Source organism: Sphingomonas sp. UNC305MFCol5.2, assembly GCF_000712135.1.
Lineage (GTDB): Bacteria > Pseudomonadota > Alphaproteobacteria > Sphingomonadales > Sphingomonadaceae > Sphingomonas.
The window spans coordinates 1,463,695-1,487,985 of sequence record NZ_JOOE01000001.1; the positions used below are offsets into that span (position 1 = coordinate 1,463,695).

General features: G+C 65.2%; 23 protein-coding genes. 14 read left to right on the plus strand and 9 right to left on the minus strand.

Annotated elements, in window-relative coordinates:
* Nucleotides 1-21: 21 nt before the first annotated feature.
* Entirely contained in the window at nt 22-1,089 is a 1,068-nt protein-coding gene (locus BR78_RS0106935; protein WP_029728584.1) for a LacI family DNA-binding transcriptional regulator, read from the minus strand.
* Between the two features lie 99 nt (nt 1,090-1,188).
* Here BR78_RS0106935 and BR78_RS0106940 point away from each other — a divergent pair, with 99 nt between their 5' ends.
* Nucleotides 1,189-2,547 (plus strand): oligosaccharide MFS transporter, encoded by a 1,359-nt coding sequence (locus BR78_RS0106940; RefSeq protein ID WP_197021289.1) that lies wholly within the window; start codon nt 1,189-1,191, stop codon nt 2,545-2,547.
* Nucleotides 2,544-3,722, plus strand: a complete 1,179-nt coding sequence (locus BR78_RS0106945; protein ID WP_029935794.1) for a glycoside hydrolase family 88 protein — start codon at nt 2,544-2,546, stop codon at nt 3,720-3,722. The genes BR78_RS0106940 and BR78_RS0106945 overlap by 4 nt, the downstream gene beginning before the upstream one ends.
* Nucleotides 3,723-3,920: 198 nt before the next feature.
* On the opposite strand, the gene BR78_RS0106950 is transcribed toward BR78_RS0106945, so the two are convergent.
* The 4 genes from BR78_RS0106950 to BR78_RS0106965 all read right to left on the minus strand — a co-directional run bounded on the left by BR78_RS0106950 (nt 3,921) and on the right by BR78_RS0106965 (nt 6,692).
* The gene (locus BR78_RS0106950; RefSeq protein ID WP_029728581.1) at nt 3,921-4,328 is read right to left on the minus strand and encodes an acyl-CoA thioesterase; all 408 of its coding nucleotides are present in this window, start codon (nt 4,326-4,328) and stop codon (nt 3,921-3,923) included.
* A gap of 122 nt (nt 4,329-4,450) precedes the next feature.
* Nucleotides 4,451-4,624, minus strand: coding sequence for a YegP family protein (locus tag BR78_RS21295; RefSeq protein WP_081855629.1), 174 nt, complete (start codon nt 4,622-4,624; stop codon nt 4,451-4,453).
* Between the two features lie 41 nt (nt 4,625-4,665).
* The gene (locus BR78_RS0106960; protein ID WP_029728580.1) at nt 4,666-5,748 is read right to left on the minus strand and encodes an NAD(P)/FAD-dependent oxidoreductase; all 1,083 of its coding nucleotides are present in this window, start codon (nt 5,746-5,748) and stop codon (nt 4,666-4,668) included.
* The gene (locus tag BR78_RS0106965) at nt 5,745-6,692 is read right to left on the minus strand and encodes an alpha/beta fold hydrolase (RefSeq protein ID WP_029728579.1); all 948 of its coding nucleotides are present in this window, start codon (nt 6,690-6,692) and stop codon (nt 5,745-5,747) included. The genes BR78_RS0106960 and BR78_RS0106965 overlap by 4 nt, the downstream gene beginning before the upstream one ends.
* Nucleotides 6,693-6,750: 58 nt before the next feature.
* Between BR78_RS0106965 and BR78_RS22370 the strand changes: the two genes are divergently transcribed.
* The 8 genes from BR78_RS22370 to BR78_RS0107005 all read left to right on the plus strand — a co-directional run bounded on the left by BR78_RS22370 (nt 6,751) and on the right by BR78_RS0107005 (nt 14,481).
* Nucleotides 6,751-7,416: an A24 family peptidase gene (locus BR78_RS22370; RefSeq protein WP_443027668.1), complete on the plus strand. Its 666-nt coding sequence runs from the start codon at nt 6,751-6,753 to the stop codon at nt 7,414-7,416.
* Nucleotides 7,417-7,471: 55 nt separating this feature from the next.
* A complete protein-coding gene (gene cpaB, locus BR78_RS0106975; RefSeq protein ID WP_029728577.1) occupies nt 7,472-8,494 on the plus strand; it encodes a Flp pilus assembly protein CpaB in 1,023 nt (340 codons plus the stop codon).
* Nucleotides 8,495-10,186, plus strand: coding sequence for a type II and III secretion system protein family protein (locus BR78_RS0106980; protein WP_029728576.1), 1,692 nt, complete (start codon nt 8,495-8,497; stop codon nt 10,184-10,186). It begins immediately after the preceding gene.
* 18 nt (nt 10,187-10,204) lie between these two features.
* Nucleotides 10,205-10,828: a CpaD family pilus assembly protein gene (locus BR78_RS0106985; RefSeq protein ID WP_029728575.1), complete on the plus strand. Its 624-nt coding sequence runs from the start codon at nt 10,205-10,207 to the stop codon at nt 10,826-10,828.
* Nucleotides 10,825-12,102, plus strand: coding sequence for an AAA family ATPase (locus tag BR78_RS0106990; protein WP_029728574.1), 1,278 nt, complete (start codon nt 10,825-10,827; stop codon nt 12,100-12,102). Before BR78_RS0106985 ends, BR78_RS0106990 begins: the two co-directional genes overlap by 4 nt.
* 50 nt (nt 12,103-12,152) lie before the next feature.
* Nucleotides 12,153-13,130, plus strand: a complete 978-nt coding sequence (locus tag BR78_RS0106995; protein ID WP_029728573.1) for a type II secretion system F family protein — start codon at nt 12,153-12,155, stop codon at nt 13,128-13,130.
* A gap of 2 nt (nt 13,131-13,132) precedes the next feature.
* Nucleotides 13,133-14,125, plus strand: coding sequence for a type II secretion system F family protein (locus BR78_RS0107000; RefSeq protein ID WP_029728572.1), 993 nt, complete (start codon nt 13,133-13,135; stop codon nt 14,123-14,125).
* 77 nt (nt 14,126-14,202) lie between these two features.
* Nucleotides 14,203-14,481, plus strand: coding sequence for a hypothetical protein (locus BR78_RS0107005; RefSeq protein ID WP_081855631.1), 279 nt, complete (start codon nt 14,203-14,205; stop codon nt 14,479-14,481).
* An 88-nt stretch (nt 14,482-14,569) separates the two neighbouring features.
* On the opposite strand, the gene ppdK is transcribed toward BR78_RS0107005, so the two are convergent.
* From ppdK to BR78_RS0107025, 4 genes are all read right to left on the minus strand, one after another.
* Entirely contained in the window at nt 14,570-17,233 is a 2,664-nt protein-coding gene (gene ppdK, locus BR78_RS0107010; protein WP_029728570.1) for a pyruvate, phosphate dikinase, read from the minus strand.
* A 333-nt stretch (nt 17,234-17,566) separates the two neighbouring features.
* On the minus strand, nt 17,567-18,007 hold the full coding sequence (locus tag BR78_RS0107015; RefSeq protein WP_029728569.1) for a hypothetical protein: 441 nt from the start codon (nt 18,005-18,007) through the stop codon (nt 17,567-17,569).
* Between the two features lie 5 nt (nt 18,008-18,012).
* Nucleotides 18,013-20,364: a glycine--tRNA ligase subunit beta gene (gene glyS, locus BR78_RS0107020; protein ID WP_029935798.1), complete on the minus strand. Its 2,352-nt coding sequence runs from the start codon at nt 20,362-20,364 to the stop codon at nt 18,013-18,015.
* A gap of 202 nt (nt 20,365-20,566) precedes the next feature.
* Nucleotides 20,567-21,433 (minus strand): glycine--tRNA ligase subunit alpha, encoded by an 867-nt coding sequence (locus BR78_RS0107025; protein ID WP_029728668.1) that lies wholly within the window; start codon nt 21,431-21,433, stop codon nt 20,567-20,569.
* Between BR78_RS0107025 and BR78_RS0107030 the strand changes: the two genes are divergently transcribed.
* The 4 genes from BR78_RS0107030 (at nt 21,434) to BR78_RS0107045 (ending at nt 24,262) form a co-directional block, all read left to right on the plus strand.
* Nucleotides 21,434-22,387, plus strand: coding sequence for a TraB/GumN family protein (locus BR78_RS0107030; RefSeq protein WP_231478178.1), 954 nt, complete (start codon nt 21,434-21,436; stop codon nt 22,385-22,387).
* Between the two features lie 253 nt (nt 22,388-22,640).
* Nucleotides 22,641-22,985, plus strand: a complete 345-nt coding sequence (locus tag BR78_RS0107035; protein ID WP_029728666.1) for an ArsR/SmtB family transcription factor — start codon at nt 22,641-22,643, stop codon at nt 22,983-22,985.
* The gene (locus tag BR78_RS0107040) at nt 22,982-23,464 is read left to right on the plus strand and encodes an SRPBCC domain-containing protein (protein ID WP_029728665.1); all 483 of its coding nucleotides are present in this window, start codon (nt 22,982-22,984) and stop codon (nt 23,462-23,464) included. Before BR78_RS0107035 ends, BR78_RS0107040 begins: the two co-directional genes overlap by 4 nt.
* 171 nt (nt 23,465-23,635) lie before the next feature.
* Nucleotides 23,636-24,262 (plus strand): 50S ribosomal protein L25/general stress protein Ctc, encoded by a 627-nt coding sequence (locus BR78_RS0107045; RefSeq protein ID WP_029728664.1) that lies wholly within the window; start codon nt 23,636-23,638, stop codon nt 24,260-24,262.
* Nucleotides 24,263-24,291: the final 29 nt, after the last annotated feature.

The following is a 24,291-nucleotide window of genomic DNA, read 5'->3' on the forward strand; positions in this document are numbered from 1 at the left end:
CGCCGATGCCGTACCCGGCGCTCAGCGGTGGGTTTCGGGCGCGGGTCCGGTGGAGTTGCGTTCCACCAGCGTCAACATCTCCCGCACATGGCTGGCTTTCGCCTCGCCCCCGCTGCGAGCCTGTCGCACCTGCTCGGCGAGCATCGCCACGGCGGTGGCGGCCATGTCGGCAATCGGCTGCCTGATCGTCGTCAACTCGGGCCAGACGGTCGAGGCGACGGGCGCATCGTCGAAACCCGCGATGCTCAGGTCCCGCGGCACCGACAGGCCCATTCCCTGGGCCACGGCGGATACGGCGGCAGCCATGTCGTCATTGCTCGCAAAGATCGCAGTCGGACGGGGCGAGATACCCAGCAACTGCTGGGCCGCGTCGAGACCGGACTTGTAGGTGAAAAGGCCCGGAGCGATCCACTCGGGCGTGATGCGGATTCCCGCTCCCGCGAGCGCTGCCCGAAAGCCCTGTTCCCGTCTCTGGGACGGCGAATGGTGAGGGTCGCCCTGAATGAAGCCTATCGCCCGATGGCCGGCGGCGATCAGATGGCGGGTCATGTCGAACGCGCCTTTATAGTCATCGACGACGATCGCGGAGATGTTTTCGCGGGGGATCGCGGTGGCGAAGGATAAGGGAAGCACGCCGGCAGCGGCTACTCTCGCGAGCATCTCAGCGGAGTCGCACAGCGGCGGTGGAAGGATGATCCCGCCAATGCCGGCTTCGATCAATCGTTCGAGCCCCTCCAGCGCTTCCTCCTCGGTGACGCCCGGCTCGATTATGAACTGGCATCCGCTGGAGCCACTCTGACGAAATGCGCCCATCAGGAAGGCGCCCAGATTCGATGAGCTCGGATTGGTGTAGAGCGCGCCGATGCGGACGTCGCTCTTCAGACTGCGCGCGGTCAGGTTCGGCGAATAGCTCAACGCCTCGATCGATGCGTTGACCTTTCGCTGCATCTCTTTGCTGACGTACTTGCCGCCATTCATCACGCGAGAGACAGTCATCGACGAAACGCCGGCATGGCGAGCGACGTCGTGGATAGTGACGGTGCTCCGCTTCGAGCCGCTCCCGTTATCCGGCTCGTCCCTTTTCGCCATTGGTCAGCACCAAGCCTTCTGCTATTGTCGGAACGTGCCATATCGCACGATTATCTGATATCGATAACAGAAACTGCTCCGAGGTCAATCGCTTCGCGCTTGCCCTGGGCCGCGGCTGGCGGCATATATGATATCGATAACAGAAAGAGAGGAAGCCGCGAAATGAGTGACACGAGGCGCAATTACGCGGTGCTGAGCGCATTCCTGTTCTGCTTCTTCTTCGCGCAGGCGATGACCATGTCCCTGCTGTCCATCTGGCTGACGCGCGGGCTCGGGCTGAACGGTGTAGAGGCGGGAACGGTTTTCTCGGCGAATTTCATTGGGGCGATGTGCGCGCAACCCCTCTATGGCTATCTCTCGGATCGCATGGGCCTTCGCAGGGTTGTGCCTGCCGCCATCGCCTTTCTGGTCGTGCTCTCGGGCCTGTTCTTCAGTTTCGTGTACGCGCCACTCTTGCGGTGGAACCTCGTGGCCGGCGCGGCGATCGGCGGGATCTACCTCGGCGTCACCTTCATCGCGGGGAGCTATGCGCTCGAAAGCTATGTCGATCGCGTGGGCCGCAAATACGGGTTCGAATATAGCCGGGTGCGCCTGTGGGGTTCGCTCGGTTTCGCGAGCGCGGCCATGTTCTCCGGCCGGCTGTATAATGTGGATCCGGGCATCAACTTCCTCCTGGCCAGCGCCGCCGGCCTGATATTGCTGCCGATCCTGGCAGCTGCGCGCGTGGAGGCGGGCTCCGGCGAACAATTGCTCGCGGATCGTCTGACGCCGCGGGGTTCAGCGGCTCTCTTCACGCAACCGAAGTTCTGGAGCTTCATGGTGCTCGTCCTCGGGGTGACCAACCTGTATTTGGTCTATGATCAGCAGTTTCCTTTCTACTTCTCGTCGCTGTTCCCGACCCCGGAGGAGGGGAACGCGATGTTCGGCTACCTCAATTCCGCGCAGATATTCGTCGAGGCCGGCGGCATGTTCCTCGCGCCCTTCCTGGTTCGGCGCATCGGTGCCACCAGAGGGCTGATGCTCGCCACGGCGATCATGATCCTGCGCATCGCAGCGTCGGGACTGGCAATCGGCCCGGCCACTATTTCAGCATGCAAGATGATGCACGCGATCGAATTGCCGATCCTCGCCGTCTCGCTCTTCCGATACATCGCCCATCACTTCGAATCGCGGCACGCTGCGACGGTGTACATGGTGGGCGTCAGCTTCGGGCATTCCCTCGGGCTCGCGATCCTGTCGCCGCTGGCGGGGGTCGGTTATGACCTGCTCGGGTTCCAGAACACCTATTTCCTCATTGCGGCGCTGGCGCTGGTCTTCTGGATCGCATCCTGGTTCGCTTTGTCACCGACGCCACGGGAGACCGGCCTGGCGGCGCCGTCCATTGAGCCTCCAATAGTAGCACCTCTCGATCCGCCAGGTGGCGCCGACGTGCACCCGTTGGGATCGGTCGGCCGATGAACGAGATCGCAGACGAGCCGCTCGCGATGCTGGAGCTGCGCCACCCCGCGCCCGCCGAACTGGACGCGCTGATCGCGGACGCGCTGGCCCGGCTCGACCGGACGATGCCGCAGTTCAAGGATCATTTCCCCGCGCCTTCCAGCGAGAGTGGTACCTATGCGCCGATCGACAATGTCGAATGGACGAACGGCTTCTGGACCGGGATGCTCTGGCTGGCCTGGCAGATGACCGGCCGCGCCGCCTATCGCGCGGCCGCCGACGAGAATGTTGCTTCGTTCCTCGATCGGGTGAAACGGCGGATCAATGTCGATCATCACGACCTCGGCTTCCTCTATACCCTGTCGGCCTGCGCCGCCCATCAGCTCACCGGAAGCGAGGGCGGGCGTGCCGCAGGGCTGGAGGCGGCGAAGCTGTTGCTCGGGCGATTCGACGGTGTCGCGAACGTCATCCAGGCGTGGGGCGACATGCGCGATCCGGCCCAGCGCGGCCGCATGATCATCGACTGCAACCTCAACCTGCCGCTGCTCTTCTGGGCAGGCAGGGAGACCGGCGATCCGAGCTTCAGAGATGCGGCCACCCGACACCTCCGCCAGGCCGCGCGTTACCTGGTGCGGCCGGACGCATCGACCTTCCACACCTTCTACATCGACACCGCCTCCGGCCAGCCGCGCTTCGGAAGCACGCATCAGGGGTTTTCGGACGACAGCTGCTGGGCCCGCGGCCAGGCCTGGGGCATCTACGGCTTCGCACTGGGCGGATTGCACACCGGCGACGGAACCTATGTCGAACTCGCCGCGCGGCTTGCGAACTATTTCCTGAACCGCCTTCCCGCGGATGGGATCTGCTGCTGGGACCTCGTCTTCACCGACGACACCAAGACATCCCGTGACAGCTCCGCGGCCGCCATCGCAGCGTGCGGACTGCTCGAACTGGTGAAGGCGCTGCCGATTTCGGACGTACGTCGTGACACATATGCCGCCTGGGCGTGGCGGATCGTCCAATCCCTTGGCCAGGGATATCTGGCGCCGATCGAAGGATCGAACGCGCTGCTGCAGCACGCGGTATATCACATGCCGAATGGCGCCGGAGTCGACGAGGCATGCATCTGGGGCGACTATTTCTACCTCGAGGCGCTGATGCGTCTGAGAAGCGTGTGGATGCCCTATTGGAGCTAGGTTGAAGACTCATATCTTTCTTCGTCACCGGGATGACTGAAATTTATCAACGACTTGTATAGGTTCTCAACCTAGCGGCGATTCCGCGCCCGGTTCCCATGCCGGCAGTCCAGCGGGCCGGACAATCGCTATTCCGCGATTTCCCGAGGCCAAAGGCGCGCCGTTGCCGGCTTCAACTACCTTGGAACCTTGGGTATCTCAGTCCGGCCTGGTGAAGAACCGCTCGATCACGTTCTGCGCCACCCGCGCGGGGCGCAGCGTCTCGGCATCGAGGCAGCACCAGCTCGATTTGACCTCAGCGAGCACTTCCGACCCGCGCTTGATCACCGTCTCGTAGAATGCGCGCGCGCCCTGGACCTTTTCCAGCAGCACCGTCGCGACGACATCGTCGTCGAGAAAGGCCGGGCGGCGATACGTGATCTCATGCTTCAGCGCGACCCAGAGATGCCGGGCGACCGCTTCCGGCGGCGCGAGGCCCTGCCAGTGACTGATCACCGCCTCCTGCACCCATTTCAGATAGCTGGCATTGTTGACATGACCCATGAAGTCGATGTCCTCGCGGGAGACATCGATCGGAAATTGATATGGGCGCGCAGTACCTTGCATGGCCCGGAAAGTACCATCAGACGCGATCGGCAGCGAGCGAAATTCACCGGAAACCCGCAGAAATCCTCAGCTTCCGATCAACTGCCCGTTTCCGTAACGGCAATCACGCTGCGTGTCGCGCGTCATCCCTCTTCGACAGGCGCGTCGGGGCCGTTCTTGAGGATCGACTCGATCGCATTCTTCGCTGAGGCTTTGGACGTATAACCCTCGGTCCAGAAGATCGTCTCGGCATTGTATTTGAACTTGGCGACGTACTCGCCCGCCTTGTTCTGCTCGATCACGAATTTATGCGCCATGGGGTCACTCCGACCTTTCGTTGCGGAGCCGCAACCATGGATCAAAACCGCCCTGGCGCGTATCGCCCTGCGTCCAGATGAGCGACTTCTGCGCCCAGCGGTTTGCCGAGCAGCAGCGCCGCGGCCAGCTTCGCCGCGGCGGGCGCCGTCTGGATGCCGAAGCCGCCCTGCCCGGCGCACCAGAAAAAGCCCTCGACGGCCGGATCGAAGCCGTACACCGGGAGCCGATCGGGCGCGAAGCTCCTGAGGCCCGCCCATTTGTGCTCGAGCGCCGCGACGCGCCAGTCGACGACGTGCTCGAACCGATCGATCGCGATCGCCACGTCGAGTTCCTCCGGCGCGGCGTCGCACGGATCGGTGGCGATCTCGTCGTGCGGACTGAGCCATAGCCTCCCGCCCGCCTCGGGCTTGAAGTAGAAGCTGCCGCCAATATGCGCGACATGCGGGCAATGCTTGGGCGGCGCGGGATCGGTACGGAGCTGGAGCATCGTGCGGCGATAAGGCTGGATGCCGAGAGGACGGGCACCGGCGATCACCGCCACTGCGTCCGCCCAGGCGCCGGCGGCGTCGACGAGGACGTCCGCCTCGAATCGGCCCGCGCGCGTATCGAGCAGCCAGCAGCCATTCTCGCGGCGCGCGCTCTCGACCGCGGCCGACACGATGATCTCGCCCCCCGCGCGACGGACGGCGGCGAGGTACGCTCCATGCAGCGCCCCGACGTCAATATACTCGCAGCTCGGCTCGTACACACCGAACGTCCATTCGGAACGCAGGCCCGGCAGCGTATCGCGCGGGTCGACTGCGCGGAGTTCGACGCCTGAGCCTTCGAATTCGGCGAGGAAGGCGTCGATCGCCGCGCGCTCATCGATGCGGCCGATATGCAGCGAGCCCAAGGGTTCGAGAAATCCGCCCCCTGCCAGCAATGGGCCCGAGGCAGTAGTAAGCGGCTGGATGTCCGGACCGCCATAGGTCTCGGACCAGAATGCGGCCGAACGTCCGGTGGCGTGATAGCCGGGCCGATCCTCGGCTTCGAGCAACAGCACGCGGGCATGCTGCGCGACCTCGGCGGCGAGACTCGCGCCAGCGATCCCCGCGCCGACGATGGCAATGTCGTAGCGGCTCACCGCGGGGCCGCCCTCGCGGCGAGAAAGGCGTCGATCTCATCGATCGCACGATCGCGCACCGCATCGGTTTCGCGCAGTATCTCGTGCGCGCTCTCCTTGCCGAACGTGACCAGGCGAATGTCGGGCAGGCGCGGCGCCAGCGCGATCGCGGCCTTGCCGTCGATCAGCCCGTCTTTCTCCGCGACGAGCATGAGCGTCGGCACGCGCATCGCTTCGATCCGCGGATCGGCGGCGAGTTCGCGTATCGAGCGGAAGCCCTCGATCACCCACCGCCAGCTCGGCGGACCGGTGAGGATCTCCGGATGCTCGGTCTGCCACCAGATCTCGTCGGCATAGCGATCGGGGTCGTGCGTGAGCAGCGAGGCGCGGGTCTCGGTGGTGTAGGGCTTCTCGTTCCCCTTCCAGGCGGGCCGCGCAGTATCGCCGAGACCGCCCAGAAAGCGCGCGGCGCGTTCGGCGAACGGGCCGAAGATGCCGGGCTTGAAGCCGAGCATCGGCGCTACGAGCACCGCGGCGTCGGGCCGGATCACGTCTTCCACCAGCGCGCGCAGCACCAGATGGCCGCCCATCGAATGCCCCATCGCCACCTGCGGACCAGGGTTGGCCGGCGCCCACCCCGCCCAGAAATCCCGAAGGTCGCGGACATAATCGGAATAATCCTCGATATGGCCGCAGTTCTTCGCCGGCGTCAGGCGGCCCGAACCGCCCTGCCCCCGCCAGTCGAACGAAGTGACATGCCACCCCTCCGCGTGCCAGTGCGCGAAGGTCTCTAGATATTTCTCGAAAATATCCCCGCGGCCGCCCTGGAACAGGATCGATCCGCGCGGTGTCGGCCTCTCCGCCCGCCAGTCAAACACCCGGTGTTCCCACCCGTCCGGCGCGGCCCAATGATCGATGCGGGCGCCGGCAGGAAGGGCGCGGCGGTCCTTAAGGGAAGTTGCCATGTAGGCTGGTTACGTTTTGATAAGCCATGTCGTCTAGGCCCTAGGCGGGATGGGGGACGTGTTTCTAACCTTGCTGCTGAGCGCGCTCGGCCTGCTTCTGGTCTCGGCTGGGATCGAGGACGCGCGTTCGCGCAACATCGCCAACTGGAAAAACGCCGCGATCGCGCTGCTCGCGCCCGCTTGGTGGTGGGCCAACGGGCTGGTGCCGTGGCCGGACGCCGCCATTCAGCTCGGCGTCGCCAGTATCGTCTTCGTCTTCTTCATCGGCGCCTTCGCCCTGGGACAGATGGGCGGCGGCGACGTCAAGATGCTCGGCGCGCTGGCGCTTTGGCTGCCCGTGCAGCCGCTGGTCTACATGCTGGTGCTGATGTCACTGGTCGGCGGCGCGTTGACGATCGTCATGGTCGCGGACCGCTGGGCCCGGCTGCGCGGGGGCCTCCGCGCACTGCCGTGGCGGACGATCGTTCCGATCGCCTCGGCGATCGCGACATTCGCAGCGCTCGCCTGGTGGAGCCGGTTCAGCCTCGCGCAGGTGCTGGTCGCGCAGCCCATCGTCACGGCAATCGTCGCAATGGCGCTCGTCGCCGGGCTGGGCGTGCTGCTGCTCGTCGGGGCCCGCGCGGCACGCAAACGCGGCATCGTCCCGGAGACCCCATACGGAGTGGCGATCGCCATTTCGGCACTGCTCGTTCTTCGCGAACCGATTTTTAACCAGTTCACGTAATGCTTAACGCCGGAGCAACTCAACCGGCCATGCAATTGAAAAGGCTTGAAGCGAAATGGATGCACGCAAGCTCATTCTGCTCGTAGGCGCACTCGTGGTCGCAGCGATCACGGCGTTCATGGCACGCAACATCCTGGTCGGCGCGCCTGCGCCGAGCGCGAACGCCGTTCCGGCGGCCGTGCAGCCGCAGAACACCACCGAAGTGATGGTCGCCACGCGCGCGCTTCCAGTGGGCACCATCCTCGACGCCACGTCGGTGAAGTTCGTCGCCTGGCCGAAAGAGCTGATCGAAGGCGCCTATTACATCAAGGGTGAGGCCGAGCCCGCCAAATTGCAGGGCACGGTCGTTCGCTTCGCCATTCCCGCGGGCCAGCCGATCACGCAGGGTGCGTTGGTGAAGCCCGGCGATCGCGGCTTCCTCGCCGCGGCGCTCGGGCCGGGCATGCGCGCCGTCACGGTTCCGGTGTCCGCCCAGAGCGCCGTTGCCGGCTTCATATTCCCTGGCGATCGCGTCGACCTCGTGCTGACTCAGACGGTTGCCGGCGGTGGTGATGGCCCGCCGCTCAAGGCTTCGGAGACGATCCTGCGCAACCTGCGCGTGCTCGCCACCGATCAGAAGACCGACAAGCAGTCGGACGACAAGGGCAACACCGTCGTCACCACCTATTCGAACGTCACCGTCGAGGCGACGCCCAAGATCGCCGAGAAGATCGCCGTCGCGCAGACCGTGGGGCAGCTCTCGCTGTCGCTCCGCTCGATCGCCGACAACCAGAGCGATCTCGAGCAGGCGATCGCCAATGGCGACGTGGACGTGCCGGCTGACGGTGATCCCAAGAAGGAAAAGGAAATGCTGGCGCGTGTCGCGGCTCGTCCGATGGAAGGTGCAGGCGGCTTCGCCACCGGCGCCGACGTATCGCGCTTCCAGCGCAGCACGGTGCCCGGCAAGCCCAGCGAGGAGCGCAGCGCGCAGCCGGTACCCGGCAGCTATCCGGGGGGCGTGGCGGTCAGGAAGGGCCCGGTGGTCAATGTGGCCCGGGGCAACAGCGTGACCGAGATTGAGGTCGGGGGTAAGAACTAGATGCGCAGCAACACACTCCTGAACCGGGCGCTCGGCGCCACGGTGACGGCGGCCCTGGCGATGAGCCTGCCCGCCCAAGTGATGGCCCAGTCGCGTCAGCAGGCGCGGGTAGGGAATCTTCCGGTCGGCGCACAGCGCCCGACCAGCGAGGTCCTGCTCTCGATCGGCGAGGGCGAACTCGTAACGCTTCCCGCCAACGTCGCCAACGTATGGACCTCCAATCCGGCCGTTGCCGACGTCTACGTCGCGAATCCGCGGCAGATCCATCTGTTCGGCAAGGAATTCGGCGAGGCGACGATCTTCGCGACCACCGCCAGCGGTGCCGTGGTCTATTCGACCAACGTTCGGGTGAGCCAGAACATCACGTCGATCGATCGGATGATGCGGGTAGCTATGCCCGACGCGGACATCAAGGTGACCACCGTCGGGCAGATCGCGGTGCTCACCGGCACGGTCGCGTCTCCAGACGACAGCGAGCAGGCCCAGCGCCTGGTGACTTCGCTGCTCAACCCCGGCGTCAACGTCTCTGATCCGGCAACGCCGCTCAAGATCGGCGTAATCAACCGCCTCAAGACAGCGACTCCGCTGCAGGTGAACCTTCAGGTGCGCTTCGCCGAAGTGAACCGCAGCTTCGCCAAGAATGTCGGCGTCAATATCACGACCCGCGACCAGACGGGCGGCTTCACCTTTGGCGTGGCCAGCGGGCGCAACCCCGGTTCCTTCACGCCCGGCCAGCTGGCCAATTTCCCGATCGCACGCATTCCGACCGCGAACGGCGGCATCATCGAAGGGCCCTATGATCCTTCGACCGGCCAGTTCCTCAATCCACGCGCCACGGACGTGACCAACATCGCCAAGGGCAACGATTTCTCGACCCTGGGGCTGGCGGGCAAGCTGTTCGGCATGGATGTGCTGTCCGCGATCGACATGGGCGAGACGATGGGCCAGGTGACCGTGCTGGCCACGCCGAATCTGACGGCACTTTCGGGCGAGACCGCGACCTTCCTGGCCGGCGGCGAAATCCCGATCCCGATCTCCCAGGCGCTCGGCGCGGTTTCGATCGAATTCAAGCAATATGGCGTCAGTCTGGCCTTCACGCCGACCGTGCTGGCAGATGGCCGTATTTCGCTTCGTGTCCGTCCGGAGGTCTCGCAGCTTTCGTCATCCGGCGCCGTTCAGTTCAACGGCACGGTCATCCCTGCGCTCAGCACGCGCCGCAGCGAGACCACGGTCGAACTGGGTTCGGGCGAGAGCATGGTGATCGGCGGCCTGCTGCAGAACACCCACAACAATTCGATCAGCAAGATTCCCGGGCTTGGCGATGTCCCGATCCTGGGAACATTGTTCCGCTCGAACGGCTTCCAGCGCAACGAGACCGAGCTGATGATCGTCATCACGCCGTATCTGGTGAAGCCGGTCAATGCGAACCAGATCGTGCTGCCGACCGACGGCTATCGCGCACCGGACGATTTCCAGCGGATCTTCGGCGGCCAGCTGAGCGCCGGCACCACCGGCGGGGATCGGCCGAAGCCGACCATGGCACCCAGCAGTGCGACGCCCGCAGTCGGGGCGTTCGCGCCGGGGCCAGCGATGCCGGCACCCGCCAATCCGGTCACCCAGCCTCCCAAGGCTGCGCCCGCCCCGTCCAAGCCGAAAAAGGGTGGCTCCGCTACCCCCGGCTTCGGCTTCTGATGTCCTGAGGAGATCGCAATGTTGTCGCGCTTCACTCCCCTCCTCCTGGCTCCGGTCGCGCTGCTCAGCGCGTGCGGGACCTATAATGGCGGTGTCGACTCGGTGTACCAGCCGGTGGTCGAACGAAACGATTACGTCTTCGACGTCCGGACCGCGGGCAACGGGCTCGCGTCGGGCGAAAGCCAGCGTCTCGCAGGCTGGCTCCAGTCGATGGGGCTTCGCTACGGCGATCGCGTGGCGATCGACGATGGCGGAAACGGCACCGGCGCCCATGACGAGATCGCGGCGCAGGCGAACCAATATGGCCTGATGCTGTCGGACCAGGCGCCGGTCACCGTGGGGCAGATCGCTCCGGGCACGGTACGCGTCGTAGTTACGCGGATGACCGCCAGCGTTCCCAACTGCCCCGATTTCTCGCGTGTCTACCAGCCTGACTACTCGGCGAGCACGAGCTCCAATTACGGCTGCGCGACCAACAGCAATCTTGCCGCGATGGTCGCCGATCCCAGCGATCTGGTCCGTGGCGCCGCGGGTTCGCCGGTCAGCGATCAGATGACCGGTAACAAGGCAATCAACGCGTTTCGCGGCGCGAAGCCTTCGGGCAGCGGCGGCACCGTGAAGACCGACGGAGGCACCAAGTGAACGCGCCCTTCAATCCCTCGCGCACCGGCCATCGCGAGCCGTTCGTCGCTTTCGTCTGTGACGAGGCGACGGCCGAGGCGCTGCGCCCCATCGCCGTCGAGCTCGGCTGGTCGCCCGAAAAGGTCAACAAAGGCGGGCTGCGCAACGCAGTCCAGACTCTGTCGGTGTCGGCGAGCCCCAACGTGCTGTTCGTCGATCTCTCCGAATCGGGCGATCCGCTCAATGACATCAACGCGCTCGCCGAAGTGTGCGAGCCCGGCACGATCGTGATCGCTTCCGGGCAGGTCAACGACGTGCGCCTGTATCGTGACCTCGTCGCGAGCGGGATCCACGATTATCTGCTCAAGCCGCTCAACCCCGACGCGCTGCGCGACACCTTTTCCCAGGCGCAAGCCGCGCTCAACGCGCCCAAGCTGGCCGAACAGGGCAGCGACGTGCCGCATTGCGCCGTGGCGGTGATCGGCACGCGCGGCGGCTGCGGCGCGTCGACGATCGCGACTTCGCTTGCGTGGCTCCTGAGCGATAAGCACAGGCGCACGACCGCATTGCTGGACCTCGACGTGCATTTCGGCACCGGGGCGCTCGCGCTCGATCTCGAGCCCGGCCGCGGCCTGACCGATGCGATCGAAAATCCGAGCCGCATCGACGGTCTGTTCATCGAACGCGCGATGGTGAAAGCCTCGGATCGGCTCGCCGTGCTCTCGGCCGAGGCGCCGATCAACGCCCCGGTTCTGACCGACGGCGCTGCATTCTATCAGCTGCAGGAAGAGATGCGCGGGGCGTTCGAATGCACCGTGGTCGATCTGCCGCGCAACATGCTGGTCAATCACCCGCACCTGATCACCGACGTTCAGGTCGCGGTGCTGGTCACCGAGCTGACGCTCGCCGCCGCGCGCGACGCTATCCGCATCCTCAGCTGGTTCAAGTCGAACGCGCCGCAGACCCAGGTCATCGTCGTCGCCAACAAGGTTCAGCCGCAGGCAGTGCTCGAGATCAGCCGCAAGGACTTCGAAGGCTCGATCGAGCGCAAGATCGACGTGCTGATCCCGTTCGAGCAGAAGTTCGCGGCTCAGGCCGCCAAGCTCGGCAAGCCGCTCGCCGAAGCCGGCAAGGCGGCCAAGTCGCTGGCGCCACTGACGGACCTCGCGACGCGGATCACCGTCATCACCGATTCGGGCGAGCGCGACGATAATACGGCGCCCGCCAAGGGATCGAAGGGCAGCTCGCTGTTCGACAAGATCAAGGTCAAGATGCCGTCAAAGGCAAAGAAGTAACCAATCCGCGCCTAAGCTGCGCGGGTTAACGGGTTCGGAGGCACGTCGGCGTGGAATTGCTGCCGGTTTTGATGCTCGGTGGGGGTGCCTTCCTGGTGCTTACGCTGATGGTGCTCGCTTTTTCCGGGCCGAACGCCGCGCGCGCAAGTGCACGGCGCCTGACCGGCTTGCGCGAGCGTCACGCCGGCGGCGCCGGCGCGGTGGCGATGGAAGCGCAGATCCGGCGCGTCACCGCCAAGAGCGCATCGGGGATGGACCTCGCCGCCTCGCGCTTCATGCCCAATCCAGCCTTGCTCCAGAAGCGGCTCAACATGACCGGCAAGAACTGGACGCTGAGCCAGTACGGCATGATCACATTGGGACTGATCATGGTGCCCGGCGCACTACTCTATCTCAACGGCGTGCCGATCTGGCTGGCGCTGTTCCTTTCGCTGTTCCTTGGGGTCGGCCTGCCGCACAAGGTAGTCAGCTTCTTCATCAAGCGCCGCATTACCAAATTCACCTCGAAGTTCCCCGACGCGATCGAACTGCTCGTGCGCGGCCTGCGTTCGGGCCTTCCGATCACCGAAACCATGGGGGTCGTCGGTCAGGAGGTCGCAGGACCGGTCGGAGAGGAATTTCGCTCGGTAACCGACAAGATGAAGATCGGCCGCACGCTCGACGCCGCGCTGCAGGAGACTGCGGACAGGCTCGGCACGCCCGAATTCCAGTTCTTCACCATCACCATCGCTATCCAGCGCGAGACCGGCGGCAACCTCGCCGAGACTCTCTCCAATCTGGCCGAGGTGCTGCGCAAGCGCGCGCAGATGAAGCTCAAGATCAAGGCGATGTCGTCGGAATCCAAGGCTTCGGCGCTGATCGTCGGCTCGCTGCCGTTCATCGTGTTCACCTTGGTGTGGTTCATCAACAACAACTACATGGCCAACTTCTTCAAGGATGAGCGCCTGATGGTCGCCGGTGGCGGCGGGCTGATCTGGATGTCGCTCGGCGCCTTCATCATGGCCAAGATGGTCAATTTCGAGATCTGATGATGACAACGCCCACCGGCCCCACCTTGCTCGGCGTCGACGTCCTCTGGGTCGCGACCTTTCTCAGCGCTATTGCCGCCTCCGCCGTCGTGTTCGCGATCTACACCGCGACCACGGTGCGCGATCCGATGGCGAAGCGCGTCAAGGCGCTCAACGACCGGCGCGAGCAGCTGAAGGCAGGCATCACCGCCTCGACTTCCAAGCGCCGCGCCAAGCTGGTCCAAAAGAACGAGACGACCGACCGGATCCGCTCACTGCTGTCTTCGATGAAGGTGCTGCAGGAGAGCCAGATCCAGGTCGCGCAGACCAAGCTGCTCCAGGCCGGTATCCGCCGCAAGGAATGGGCGGTCGCGGTGATCTTCGGCCGGCTGGTCCTGCCGATCGTGATCGGCGGACCGATCCTGTACATGGTCTATGGCACCGACATGTTCCTCGACTGGAGCCCGTTCAAAAAATACGGCCTCGTCGCGGTGAGCTTCATCCTGAGCTACAAGGCGCCGGACATCTATCTCAAGAACAAGATCACCAAGCGCAGCCACGCGATCCGCAAGGGACTTCCCGACGCGCTCGACCTGCTGGTGATCTGCGCCGAGGCGGGTCTCACCGTCGACGCCGCTTTCGCCCGCGTCGCCCGCGAGCTGGGCAAGGCCTATCCCGAACTCGGCGAGGAATTCTCGCTGACCGCGATCGAGCTGGGCTTCCTGACCGACCGACGTCAGGCGTTCGAGAATCTCGCCAACCGCATCGATCTCGACGCGGTCCGCGGCGTCGTCACGACAATGATCCAGACCGAGAAATACGGCACCCCGCTCGCTTCGGCGCTGCGCGTTCTCTCTGCCGAATTCCGCAACGAGCGGATGATGCGCGCCGAGGAAAAGGCCGCGCGCCTGCCTGCGATCATGACGGTGCCGCTGATCCTGTTCATCCTGCCGGTGCTGTTCATCGTGATTCTCGGGCCCGCGGCCTGCTCGATCAACGATGCGCTGATGCACTAATTCCTTCGCCGATCGTTACGGTGGCATCGGCGGCGCGGGCGGACTAGCCTGCCCGCCGTCACAGGGAGGATCGAGCGATGCAGGGATTGCCTTTCGATACCGTCACGCAGTTCGTCGCTTTGGGCATCACGCTGGTGGCGGGCTTCTTCTTCGGCCTTGCCGCGCGCTCGGGCCGCAGCAAATGGCGCGAACGCTATCAGGACGAAGAGCTGCGCCATCGCACCTATCGCGACGAAACCGGCGCCGAACTGCGCGAAGCACAGCGGCGGCTGCGCGAGCTCGAGGCGGAGAATGCCCGGCTGCGTGCCGCCACGACGTCGGTGGTCGCGCCTCCACGGGCGGTCGATCCTTACTGATACTCTGTGCTCCGGCCCAGGTCGGAGCGTTGGCGGCCAATCGTGTCGCTTGCCGCTAGAGCTCCGGCCTTCGTCGGAGCACAACAACCTAGCTCGCCTTCAGCGCTGCCTGTGCCGCCGCCAGCCGCGCGATCGGCACGCGATAGGGCGAGGCCGAGACGTAATCGAGCCTGGTCGCCTCGCAAAAGGCGATCGAGGCGGGATCGCCGCCATGCTCTCCGCAGATGCCGAGCTTGATGCCCGATCGCGTCGCCCTGCCCCGCTCGGCCGCAAGCGCGATCAGCTCGCCCACACCCTCGACATCGAGGCTGACGAACGGATCGCGGGCATAGATCCCCTTCTCGACATAGGTCGTCAGGAAGCGGGCGGCGTCGTCGCGGCTCACGCCCAACGTTGTCTGGGTCAAGTCGTTGGTCCCGAAGCTGAAGAACTCGCCGACCTCGGCGATCTCGCCTGCACGGAGCGCCGCGCGCGGCAGCTCGATCATCGTGCCGACGAGATATTCGATCCGGCGGCCTTTTTCGGCGAACACGGCTTCGGCCGCCTTGTCGACAACGATCTTCATCAGCTCGAGCTCGCGTCGCGTGGCGACCAAGGGAATCATCACTTCGGGGATGGGCGCGGCACCCGATTTCTCCGCGACGAGCACTGCCGCCTCGAAGATCGCGCGGGCCTGCATCTCGTAGATCTCGGGATAGGTCACCCCGAGACGGCAACCGCGGTGGCCGAGCATCGGATTGAACTCATGGAGTTCCGCCGCCCGGCGGCGCAGCGTCTCGACATCGATGTCGGCAGCCTTTGCCACCTCTTCAAACTCGGCCTCTTCGTGCGGCAGGAATTCGTGGAGCGGCGGATCGAGCAGGCGGATCGTGCAGGGCAGCCCGGCCATCACTTCGAAGATCTCGACGAAATCGCTGCGCTGCTCGGGGAGCAGTTTGTCGAGCGCCGCCCGACGCCCCTTCTCGTCGGAGGCCAGAATCATCTGGCGCACCGCGGTGATCCGCGCGCCGTCGAAGAACATATGCTCGGTGCGGCACAGCCCGATGCCCTCGGCACCGAACTCGCGCGCGGTGCGGCAATCGAGCGGAGTCTCGGCATTGGCGCGGACCTTGAGCCGGCGCCTGGCATCGGCCCACTCCATCAGCGTGCCGAAATCACCCGACAACTCGGGCTGGACGGTCGGCACCGCGCCGAACATCACTTCGCCGGTGGCGCCGTCGATCGTGATCGTATCGCCTTCGCGCACTTCGCGCCCGCCGACGCGGAACAGCTTCTCCTTCGCAACGATCGCCAGCGTCCCCGCGCCCGAGACGCAGGGGCGCCCCATGCCGCGCGCGACCACCGCGGCGTGGCTGGTCATCCCGCCCCGCGCGGTCAGGATGCCCTTGGCGGCGTGCATGCCGTGAATGTCCTCGGGGCTCGTCTCGACGCGGACCAGGATCACCGCATCGCCCGCGGCGGCGCGCTTCTCGGCGGTGTCGCTGTCGAACACCGCATAGCCCGATGCAGCCCCGGGGCTAGCGGGGAGCCCCTTGGTCAGCACGTCGCGTGTCGCATTGGGATCGAGCGTCGGGTGGAGCAACTGATCGAGCGCCATCGGATCGACGCGCAGGATCGCTTCCTCCTGCGTGATCAGCCCTTCGTTCGCCATGTCGACTGCGATCTTGAGCGCGGCCTTGGCGGTGCGCTTGCCGCTGCGGGTCTGGAGCATCCAGAGCTTGCCGCGCTCGACGGTGAACTCGATGTCCTGCATGTCGCGGTAGTGCGTCTCGAGCGTCTCGAACACTGCGGCGAGCTGGGCGTATACCTCGGGCATCGCCTCTTCCATCGACAGCGGCTTGGCCCCGGCAGCCTCGCGCGCGGCCCTGGTCAGATATTGCGGCGTGCGGATGCCCGCGACGACGTCCTCGCCCTGCGCATTGATCAGGAACTCGCCATAATAAGCGTTGTCGCCCTTGGCCGGGTCGCGGGTGAAGGCGACGCCGGTGGCCGAGGTCTCGCCCATGTTGCCGAACACCATCGCCTGGACATTGACCGCAGTGCCCCAGTCGCCCGGGATGTCGTTGAGACGGCGATAGACCTTGGCGCGCTCGGACTGCCACGATCCGAACACCGCGCCGATCGCGCCCCAGAGCTGATCGTGCACGTCCTGCGGGAAAGGCTTGCCCCACAATTCCTGAACGATCGCCTTATATTCGGCGACGAGCTTCTGCCAGTGGCCCGCGCTCAGCTCGGTATCGAGGCTGAAGCCGTTATCCTCCTTGGCGATCTCCAGCGCTTCCTCGAAGCGGTCGTGATCGAGCCCGAGGACGACGTCCGAATACATCTGGATGAAGCGGCGATAGCTGTCCCATGCGAAGCGATCGTCGCCCGAGGTGGCGGCGAGGCCCTGGACGGTCGCATCGTTGAGCCCGAGGTTGAGCACGGTGTCCATCATGCCGGGCATCGACACGCGGGCGCCGGAACGGACGGAGACGAGCAACGGATCGACGGGGTCACCGAACTTCTTGCCCGTCACGCTCTCGATATGGGCGACGCCGGTCGAAACTTCGGCCTTGAGGCTGTCCGGGAAGCTTTCCCCTTCGTCGTAATAGAGGGCGCAGACCGGGGTGCTGATCGTGAAGCCGGGAGGGACCGGCAGGCCGATCGACGCCATGCCGTCGAGATTGGCGCCCTTGCCCCCGAGCAAGTTCTTGTCGCCGTTGCCGCCGTCCGAAACCCCGCCGCCGAAGCGGTACACGTACTGCGTCATCCCTGATCCTTATGCTGGAGGCGCCGCCCCGGGACGGGAGGCGCCTACCGCGACTGCGAACAAGGCGGAAGTGCTGATTGCGTTGTCAGGTTCCCGATGTGCGGCGGACGGCCAAAGGTTAGAAAAGGTTAGGCGAAATCGTCTGTTTCGGGCGCGCAATAAGTCAGATAAATCAGCCTTCGATCTTCGAAAAATCGGCAACTTGGTGCACTGCAGCACGCATCCGTGCGAGCAGGCCGAGGCGGGAGATGCGCTTGTCGGGATCGGAGTCGTTGACGGTTACCGCGGCAAGGAACCGGCCGACCGGTCTGTGAAGTGTTCCGCCGCGCGTGACTATTTGCGCTCGAGCACCGCGCGACCGAGCGCGCCGAGGAGCAGCAGATCGGGTACGTTCCCGGCCAGCCGGACTCGAACCGCTTTCCTGAGCTGCTTGCGCGCCTGCTCGACCGACTCCACTCGCGCCCAGGGGACGAAGATCATCGGATGGAAGGGACGGAACGGCAGCGCGGGCCGCAACCAGAACCCGGTTTGCGAAAACCAGCCATCGACGCTCGAGCCATAATTGGGCGACATCAGCTTTCCACCGATGCTCAGACTACCGAAGCGAACGCGCCGGGCAGATAGTGGCGCATCCGAGGTGGCGGGATAGGCGCCCGCGACCGTGCGCCACCCCTGCAATGCGATGATCCAGACTATCGCGATCCAGAAGACCGGGAAGGCGAGAAGGAATAGCGGGACGAAGATCGCCGGATCAATCGCCCCCTGCCCTTCCACCGGTATCAGCCTTCGATCTTCGAAAAATCGGCAACTTGGTGCACTGCAGCACGCATCCGCGCGAGCAGGCCGAGGCGGGAGATGCGCTTGTCGGGATCGGAGTCGTTGACCGTGACGTCGTCGAAGAACCGATCGATCGGCCCCCGCAGCGTAGCGAGCGCGGCCATTGCGGCTTCGAAATCCTCGGCCGCGATCGCCGCTTCGGCGCGCGGCTCGGCGGCGTCGAGCGCCTCCTTGAGCGCGGATTCGGCAGGCTCGGCTTCGTAGATGTTGCCGCCCACGTCCGTATCGGTGCCGTCGAAGCCTTCCTTCTTGAGGATGTTCGCGGCGCGCTTGTACCCGGCGAGGAGGTTTTTGCCGTCCTCGGTAGTGACGAACGCCTGCAGCGCGTGGACGCGGGCGAGCAAGCGGACGAGATCATCCTCGCCGCCGAGCGCGAATACTGCGTCGATCAGGTCGTGCCGGACGCCGGCCTCGCGTTGCTGGACCTTGAGGCGGTCAGCGGCAAAAATAGGAATCTCAACCGCCGCGCCCTCATTCCACAGATCGAACTTGCGGGAAAACTCATGGACAAGCTCCGTCGGAGCGAACTCCAAATAATCATCTATGAGCTTAACTCTCAATAGTTCCAAAGCCTTGGGCCGATAAAGATCTTCGCCAAGATCCACCAGTGCGCCATTATGAGCAGATCGAACGGCACCCTCAATCCATCCGAGGTGCAAAATCCGAAAGGCGCGTCGAAGGCGCAAACGCAGGTTATTACGGATTAGAAGTTGAGCGACTCCCAGTACCGCTCGACGCAGAGCGAAGGGATCCTTGGATCCGGTCGGCTTTTCATCGATCGCAAAGAAGGCCGCAATTGTATCCAGCTTGTCCGCCAGGCTCACCGCTACCGTCACCGGCGCGGTCGGAACTTCGTCCCCCTGCCCGACCGGCTTGTAGTGATCGCGGATCGCCTCTGCGACCTCCGCCGGCTCGCCCTGCGCGGCGGCGTAATAGCCGCCCATCAGGCCCTGAAGCTCGGGGAACTCGCCGACCATGCCGGTGACGAGATCGGCCTTGGCAAGGCGCGCGGCGCGTTCGGCAAGGGCGGCCAACCTCTCCCTCTCCCCTTCAGGGGAGAGGGTCGGGGAGAGGGGCGCATCCGCAGACGAAACGCTCGAAGGAGAGTCCCCCTCTCCCCGGCCCTCTCCCCGCGAGCGGGGAGAGGGAGCAGAAGTGACAATGCCCCGTTCGACCAGCCACCGCGCGAGCTTCGCCACGCGCTCGACCTTGTCGGCGACCGTGCCCAGCTTCTCGTGGAAGACGATCTTCTCGAGCTTCTTCGCCTGCTCCGCGAGCGGGACCTTCAAGTCCGTCTCGTAGAAGAAGCGCGCGTCGCTCAGCCGCGCCGCCAGCACCTTCTGGTTACCCTCGACGATCTTCTCGCCGCCGTCGCTCGCATCGATGTTCGCGGTGCAGACAAAGGCGTTGGCGAGCTTGCCGTCGGCATCGCGGCAGACGAAATATTTCTGGTTCACCCGCGCGGTGAGCTGGATCACTTCGGGCGGGACCGAGAGGAAGTCCGCGTCGAAGCGGCCGAGCAAGGGTACCGGCCATTCGGTCAGCCCCGCATTCTCGAACAGCAAGCCCTCGTCCTCGACCAGCGTGAGCCCTGCTTTCTGCGCGGCCATCTTGGCGCCCAGCGCGATGATCGCGCGGCGCTCGGCGCCGTCGACCACGACGTGGCAGGCGCGCAGCTTCTCGACATAGTCGCCGGCGCTGCCGATCGTGATCGCTCCGGGATGATGGAAGCGATGGCCGACCGTGGCGACGCCGCTCTTGATGCCCGCGACCTCGACCGGCACGAGCTTGTCGCCCAGCAAGGCGATGATGCCCTGCAGCGGGCGTACCCAGCGCAGGCTCTCGGTCGATTGCGACGCCGCGCCCCAGCGCATCGACTTGGGCCAGGGGAAGGCGTGGATGACATGGGTGATCGCGCTGGCGAGCACCGATCCGGCGACCACGCCCGGGCGCTCGACCACCGCGAACAGCACCTGCCCGCCCTTGCCGTCGTCGCGCGCGACCAATTGCTCGCGGGTAAGCCCGGTCGAACGGAGGAAGCCCTCGATCGCCGGGGCGGGCGCATCGGCGCGGGGGCCCTTGCGCTCCTCCGTCATCGCCGCGGTTTCCGGGGCGACACCGCGGACGATCAATGCGAGGCGGCGCGGCGTGGCGAAGCTCTCGATCGCCTCGAACGGCAGGCTAAGCGCCTTGAGCCGCGCCTCGAACAGCGCCGCCAGATCGGCACGCGCCTTTTCCTGCATCCGCGCGGGGATTTCCTCGCAACGCAGCTCGAGAAGGAAGTCTTCGGTCATGATGGTTCACGCAAAGGCGCAAAGGCGCGAAGAAGGGAAGAAAGTTGGTTCGCGCAGAGGCGCAGAGACGCGGAGACAGGTTTTCCGGCGGCGTCAGCCGCCCCTCCGACCCCAAGCAGCTTGGCGGGCAGCGGGAGTTGCAGGCCGCTAGCGCGGCGGGCGCAACTCTCTGCGCCTTCGCGCCTCTGCGCGAACCTCTTCTTCACGCCGCCCACCCGTTCTTCGTCATCCACGCTTCGCACGAGCCCTTCGCCAGGTCGCGGACGCGGCCGATATAGGCCTGGCGCTCAGCGACCGAGATCACGCCGCGGGCGTTGAGCAGGTTGAACACGTGGCTCGCCTCGATCGCCTGCTCATAAGCCGGGATCGGCAAATCGTTGTTCAGGCAGTTCTCGCATTCGGCGACGGCCTTGCGGAACAGATCGAACAGCGCATCGGTGTCGGCGATCTCGAAGTTCCATTTCGACATCTGCTTCTCGTTCTCGAGAAACACGTCGCCATAGCTCACGCCCGCATCGTTGAAGGCGAGATCGTACACGCTGTCCTTGTTCTGGATGTACATCGCCAGCCGCTCGAGCCCGTAGGTCAGCTCGCCCGCGACCGGCTTGCAGTCGAACCCGCCCATCTGCTGGAAATAAGTGAATTGGGTGACTTCCATCCCGTCGCACCAGACTTCCCAGCCCAGGCCCCAGGCGCCGAGCGTGGGGCTCTCCCAATCGTCCTCGACGAAGCGGATGTCGTGGCGGGTGAAGTCGATCCCGATCGCGGCGAGGCTGCCGAGATAGAGTTCCTGCAGGTCGGGCGGGCTCGGCTTCAGGATCACCTGGTATTGGTAATAATGCTGGAGCCGGTTCGGATTCTCGCCATAGCGGCCGTCGGTCGGGCGGCGACAGGGCTGGACGAAGGCGGCGTTCCACGGATCGGGGCCGAGCGCCTTGAGCGTCGTCGCCGGATGGAAAGTGCCGGCGCCCATGCGCATGTCATAGGGCTGGAGGATCACGCAGCCCCGCTCGCTCCAGTAATCATGGAGCTTCAGGATCATGCGCTGGAAGCTTAGGGGCTCGGACATATGCGGCGTGCTTTGGCGCGCGACGCCCACGTTGACAAGGATGCAGTGATCGCCTCCTGTCGCGCGATGTTGCGGAAATTGCTGATCGGAGCGGCGCTGCTGGCGCTGGGCGCGTGCGAGGCCAGGAAGCCGGAGAAGCCGGCGAACCATGCCGATCCCGCTTTGTGGGTGGTCAGGGACGCCGACACCACCATCTATCTTTTCGGCACCGTCCACATGCTCAAGCCCGGCCTCAGCTGGTTCGACGAAGGCGTGAAGTCCGCGTTCGACCGAAGCAACGAACTGGTGCTCGAGCTGGTGATGCCGGGGCAGAGCGAGATGCAGGCGCTGGTGAGCGAGCTGGGCATGTCGCCCACGGGCCCCTCCCTGCCCGATCAGCTTCCGCCCGCCGAGGCGGCCAAGTTCCGCGCCGCCTTGCCCGAGATGGGGCTGGCGTCCGATGCGCTCGATCGCGCCGAGCCGTGGCTGGCCGCGACGATGCTCTCGGCGGCGCCGCTGCGCCAATTGGGCTATGACGAGAAGGACGGCGCCGAAGCGGTGCTGACCGCGGCGGCGAAATCGGCGGGCAAGCCCGTCGTCGGACTGGAGACCGCGCGCGAGCAGCTCGGCTATTTCGATCGCCTGCCGCTGGCGGCACAGCGCGCACTGCTGATCGACACGATCGACGACCTGCCCAAGGCGGGCAAGACGATCGACCGGATGGTGGCGCTGTGGAGCGCCGGCGACGCCGACGGGCTGGCGCGGATGATGAACGAGGATCTCAGTGGCTCGCCCGAGCTGGTCGATGCCTTGCTCGCCAAACGCAATGCCAGATGGGCCGGCTGGCTGGCCGAGCGGATGAAGCAGCCGGGCACCGTGTTCGTCGCCGTGGGCGCGGGGCATCTGGCCGGACCGGCCGGGGTGCAGGCCGAACTGGCGAAGCGCGGGATCAAGGCGGAGCGAGTCAACTACTAGGTTGAGAACCTAAGTAAGCCATTGATAGATCTCAGTCATCCCGGCCTTGAGCCGGGATCCCGCTTCTTCTGCCCAGCTTGAAGGCAGCGGGACCCCGGCTCAAGGCCGGGGTGACGAAGAAAGATATGAACCCTCATCCAGGCGCGTCGACGACTCGCTTACTCCTGACCGTCACCCCCGTTTTCGCGGGGTGCCGAATAGCGCTTGACTCCCGCGTTCATTTAACTGATAGGTTATTTAACTAGGAGGTTACATGAGCCCGACACCCGACGCATTGAGCGCGACATTCGCGGCCCTGGCCGATCCGACCCGGCGCGCGATCCTTGCGCGGCTGGCCCGCGGCGAGACTTCGGTGGGCGAGCTCGCCCGCCCCTTCGCGATGAGCGGGCCGGCGGTGACCAAGCATCTGAAGGTACTCGAGCGCGCCGGGCTGATCTCGCGCGGCCGCACGGCGCAGCAGCGCCCGGCGAAGCTCGAGCCCGAAGCGCTCAAGGCGGCGAGCCAATGGCTCGATGCCTATCGGCGCTTCTGGGAGGAAAAGTTCGACGATCTCGATTTGTATCTGAAACAACTGCAGGAAGAAGGAGAGAAGAAATGACTGTGACCGAACCCGGTGTGGGCACCGAAATGACGATCACCCGCACCTTCGCCGCGCCGCGCGAACTGGTGTTCGACTGCCTGACCAAAGCCGAGCATCTCGCCCGCTGGTGGGGCCCGCGCGAATTCGATGCGCCGGTCTGCGAAACCGACGTGCGGCCGGGCGGCAAGATCCGCATCGACATGCGCGGCCCGGAACCGTACGGCACCAACCCCGTCTACGGCGAGTTCCTCGAAGTCGACCGCCCGAACCGCATGCGTTTCGTGCTGCGGGCCTTCCAGGAAGAGGACGGCAGCTGGGGAATCGAGCATGAGGATACCTTCGTGTTCGAAGACGCGCCGGACGGCGGGACGTTGATGCACATGACCACCCTCGTCACGCAGGTGAGCGAGCGGATGATCCCGGCGCTGAAGGGTATGAAGGAAGGCTGGAGCCAGAGCCTCGACAAGCTCGACGAGCTGCTGCCCGAACTGGTCTAGGGCAGACAGCGGGCGAACGACTCATCGATTCCCCTCCCTGCGAGGGAGGGGAGTTCAGAAGTTGCACTCCGGCCGGTTCTCGGCTAGAGGCGCGCGCTTGCTGCGACAGGGTCATCCCTGGAGGCCTGTCCGGCATGGGAACTGAAACACTTTAGCGCATTGGAACGACACATGAGCGAGACGCTTACGCTGTCGGCCGAGACGCGCGACCGGGCTGGCAAGGGAGCCTCCCGGGCGCTTCGTCGTGAAGGCCGCGTCCCCGCCGTTATCTACGGCAACAAGGCAGACCCCGTTGGCATCCACGTCAGCGAACGCGAGCTGATGAAGCTGCTGATGACCGGCCACTTCATGAACTCGGTCGTGATGGTCAATGGCGAGCGCACTTTGCCCAAGGACGTCGCCTTCGACGTCGTGACCGATCGTCCGATCCACGTCGACTTCCTGCGCATTTCCGAGCATGCCAGCGTGCACGTCAACGTGCCGATCGTGTTCACCGACGAGGAAGAGGCCCCCGGCATCAAGCGCGGCGGCGTGCTCAACGTCGTTCGCCACGAGCTGGAACTGGTGTGCGACGCGGCCGAGATCCCCGACCAGATCGAGATCTCGCTGAAGGGCGTCGAAGTCGGCGATACGATCCACATCTCGGCGGTGACCCTGCCCAAGGGCGCGGCTTCGGCGATCACCGACCGCGACTTCACCATCGCGACCGTGGTGGCGCCGTCGGCGCTCAAGTCGAGCGAAGGCGACACCGAGACCGAGTCCGCGGAAGAGGCTCCGGCCGAGGGTGAAGGCGAGTAATCGCTTTCCCCAACTTTCCTGGATGAAAA

Bases quoted from the DNA above. Each gene is read 5' to 3' on its own strand.
- BR78_RS0106935 (WP_029728584.1), bottom strand. From the start codon at position 1,089: ATGGCGAAAAGGGACGAGCCGGATAACGGGAGCGGCTCGAAGCGGAGC.
- BR78_RS0106945 (WP_029935794.1), top strand. From the start codon at position 2,544: ATGAACGAGATCGCAGACGAGCCGCTCGCGATGCTGGAGCTGCGCCAC.
- BR78_RS0106950 (WP_029728581.1), bottom strand. From the start codon at position 4,328: ATGCAAGGTACTGCGCGCCCATATCAATTTCCGATCGATGTCTCCCGC.
- BR78_RS21295 (WP_081855629.1), bottom strand. From the start codon at position 4,624: ATGGCGCATAAATTCGTGATCGAGCAGAACAAGGCGGGCGAGTACGTC.
- BR78_RS0106965 (WP_029728579.1), bottom strand. From the start codon at position 6,692: ATGGCAACTTCCCTTAAGGACCGCCGCGCCCTTCCTGCCGGCGCCCGC.
- cpaB (WP_029728577.1), top strand. From the start codon at position 7,472: ATGGATGCACGCAAGCTCATTCTGCTCGTAGGCGCACTCGTGGTCGCA.
- BR78_RS0106980 (WP_029728576.1), top strand. From the start codon at position 8,495: ATGCGCAGCAACACACTCCTGAACCGGGCGCTCGGCGCCACGGTGACG.
- BR78_RS0106985 (WP_029728575.1), top strand. From the start codon at position 10,205: ATGTTGTCGCGCTTCACTCCCCTCCTCCTGGCTCCGGTCGCGCTGCTC.
- BR78_RS0107000 (WP_029728572.1), top strand. From the start codon at position 13,133: ATGACAACGCCCACCGGCCCCACCTTGCTCGGCGTCGACGTCCTCTGG.
- BR78_RS0107005 (WP_081855631.1), top strand. From the start codon at position 14,203: ATGCAGGGATTGCCTTTCGATACCGTCACGCAGTTCGTCGCTTTGGGC.
- ppdK (WP_029728570.1), bottom strand. From the start codon at position 17,233: ATGACGCAGTACGTGTACCGCTTCGGCGGCGGGGTTTCGGACGGCGGC.
- glyS (WP_029935798.1), bottom strand. From the start codon at position 20,364: ATGACCGAAGACTTCCTTCTCGAGCTGCGTTGCGAGGAAATCCCCGCG.
- BR78_RS0107025 (WP_029728668.1), bottom strand. From the start codon at position 21,433: ATGTCCGAGCCCCTAAGCTTCCAGCGCATGATCCTGAAGCTCCATGAT.
- BR78_RS0107030 (WP_231478178.1), top strand. From the start codon at position 21,434: ATGCGGCGTGCTTTGGCGCGCGACGCCCACGTTGACAAGGATGCAGTG.
- BR78_RS0107035 (WP_029728666.1), top strand. From the start codon at position 22,641: ATGAGCCCGACACCCGACGCATTGAGCGCGACATTCGCGGCCCTGGCC.
- BR78_RS0107040 (WP_029728665.1), top strand. From the start codon at position 22,982: ATGACTGTGACCGAACCCGGTGTGGGCACCGAAATGACGATCACCCGC.
- BR78_RS0107045 (WP_029728664.1), top strand. From the start codon at position 23,636: ATGAGCGAGACGCTTACGCTGTCGGCCGAGACGCGCGACCGGGCTGGC.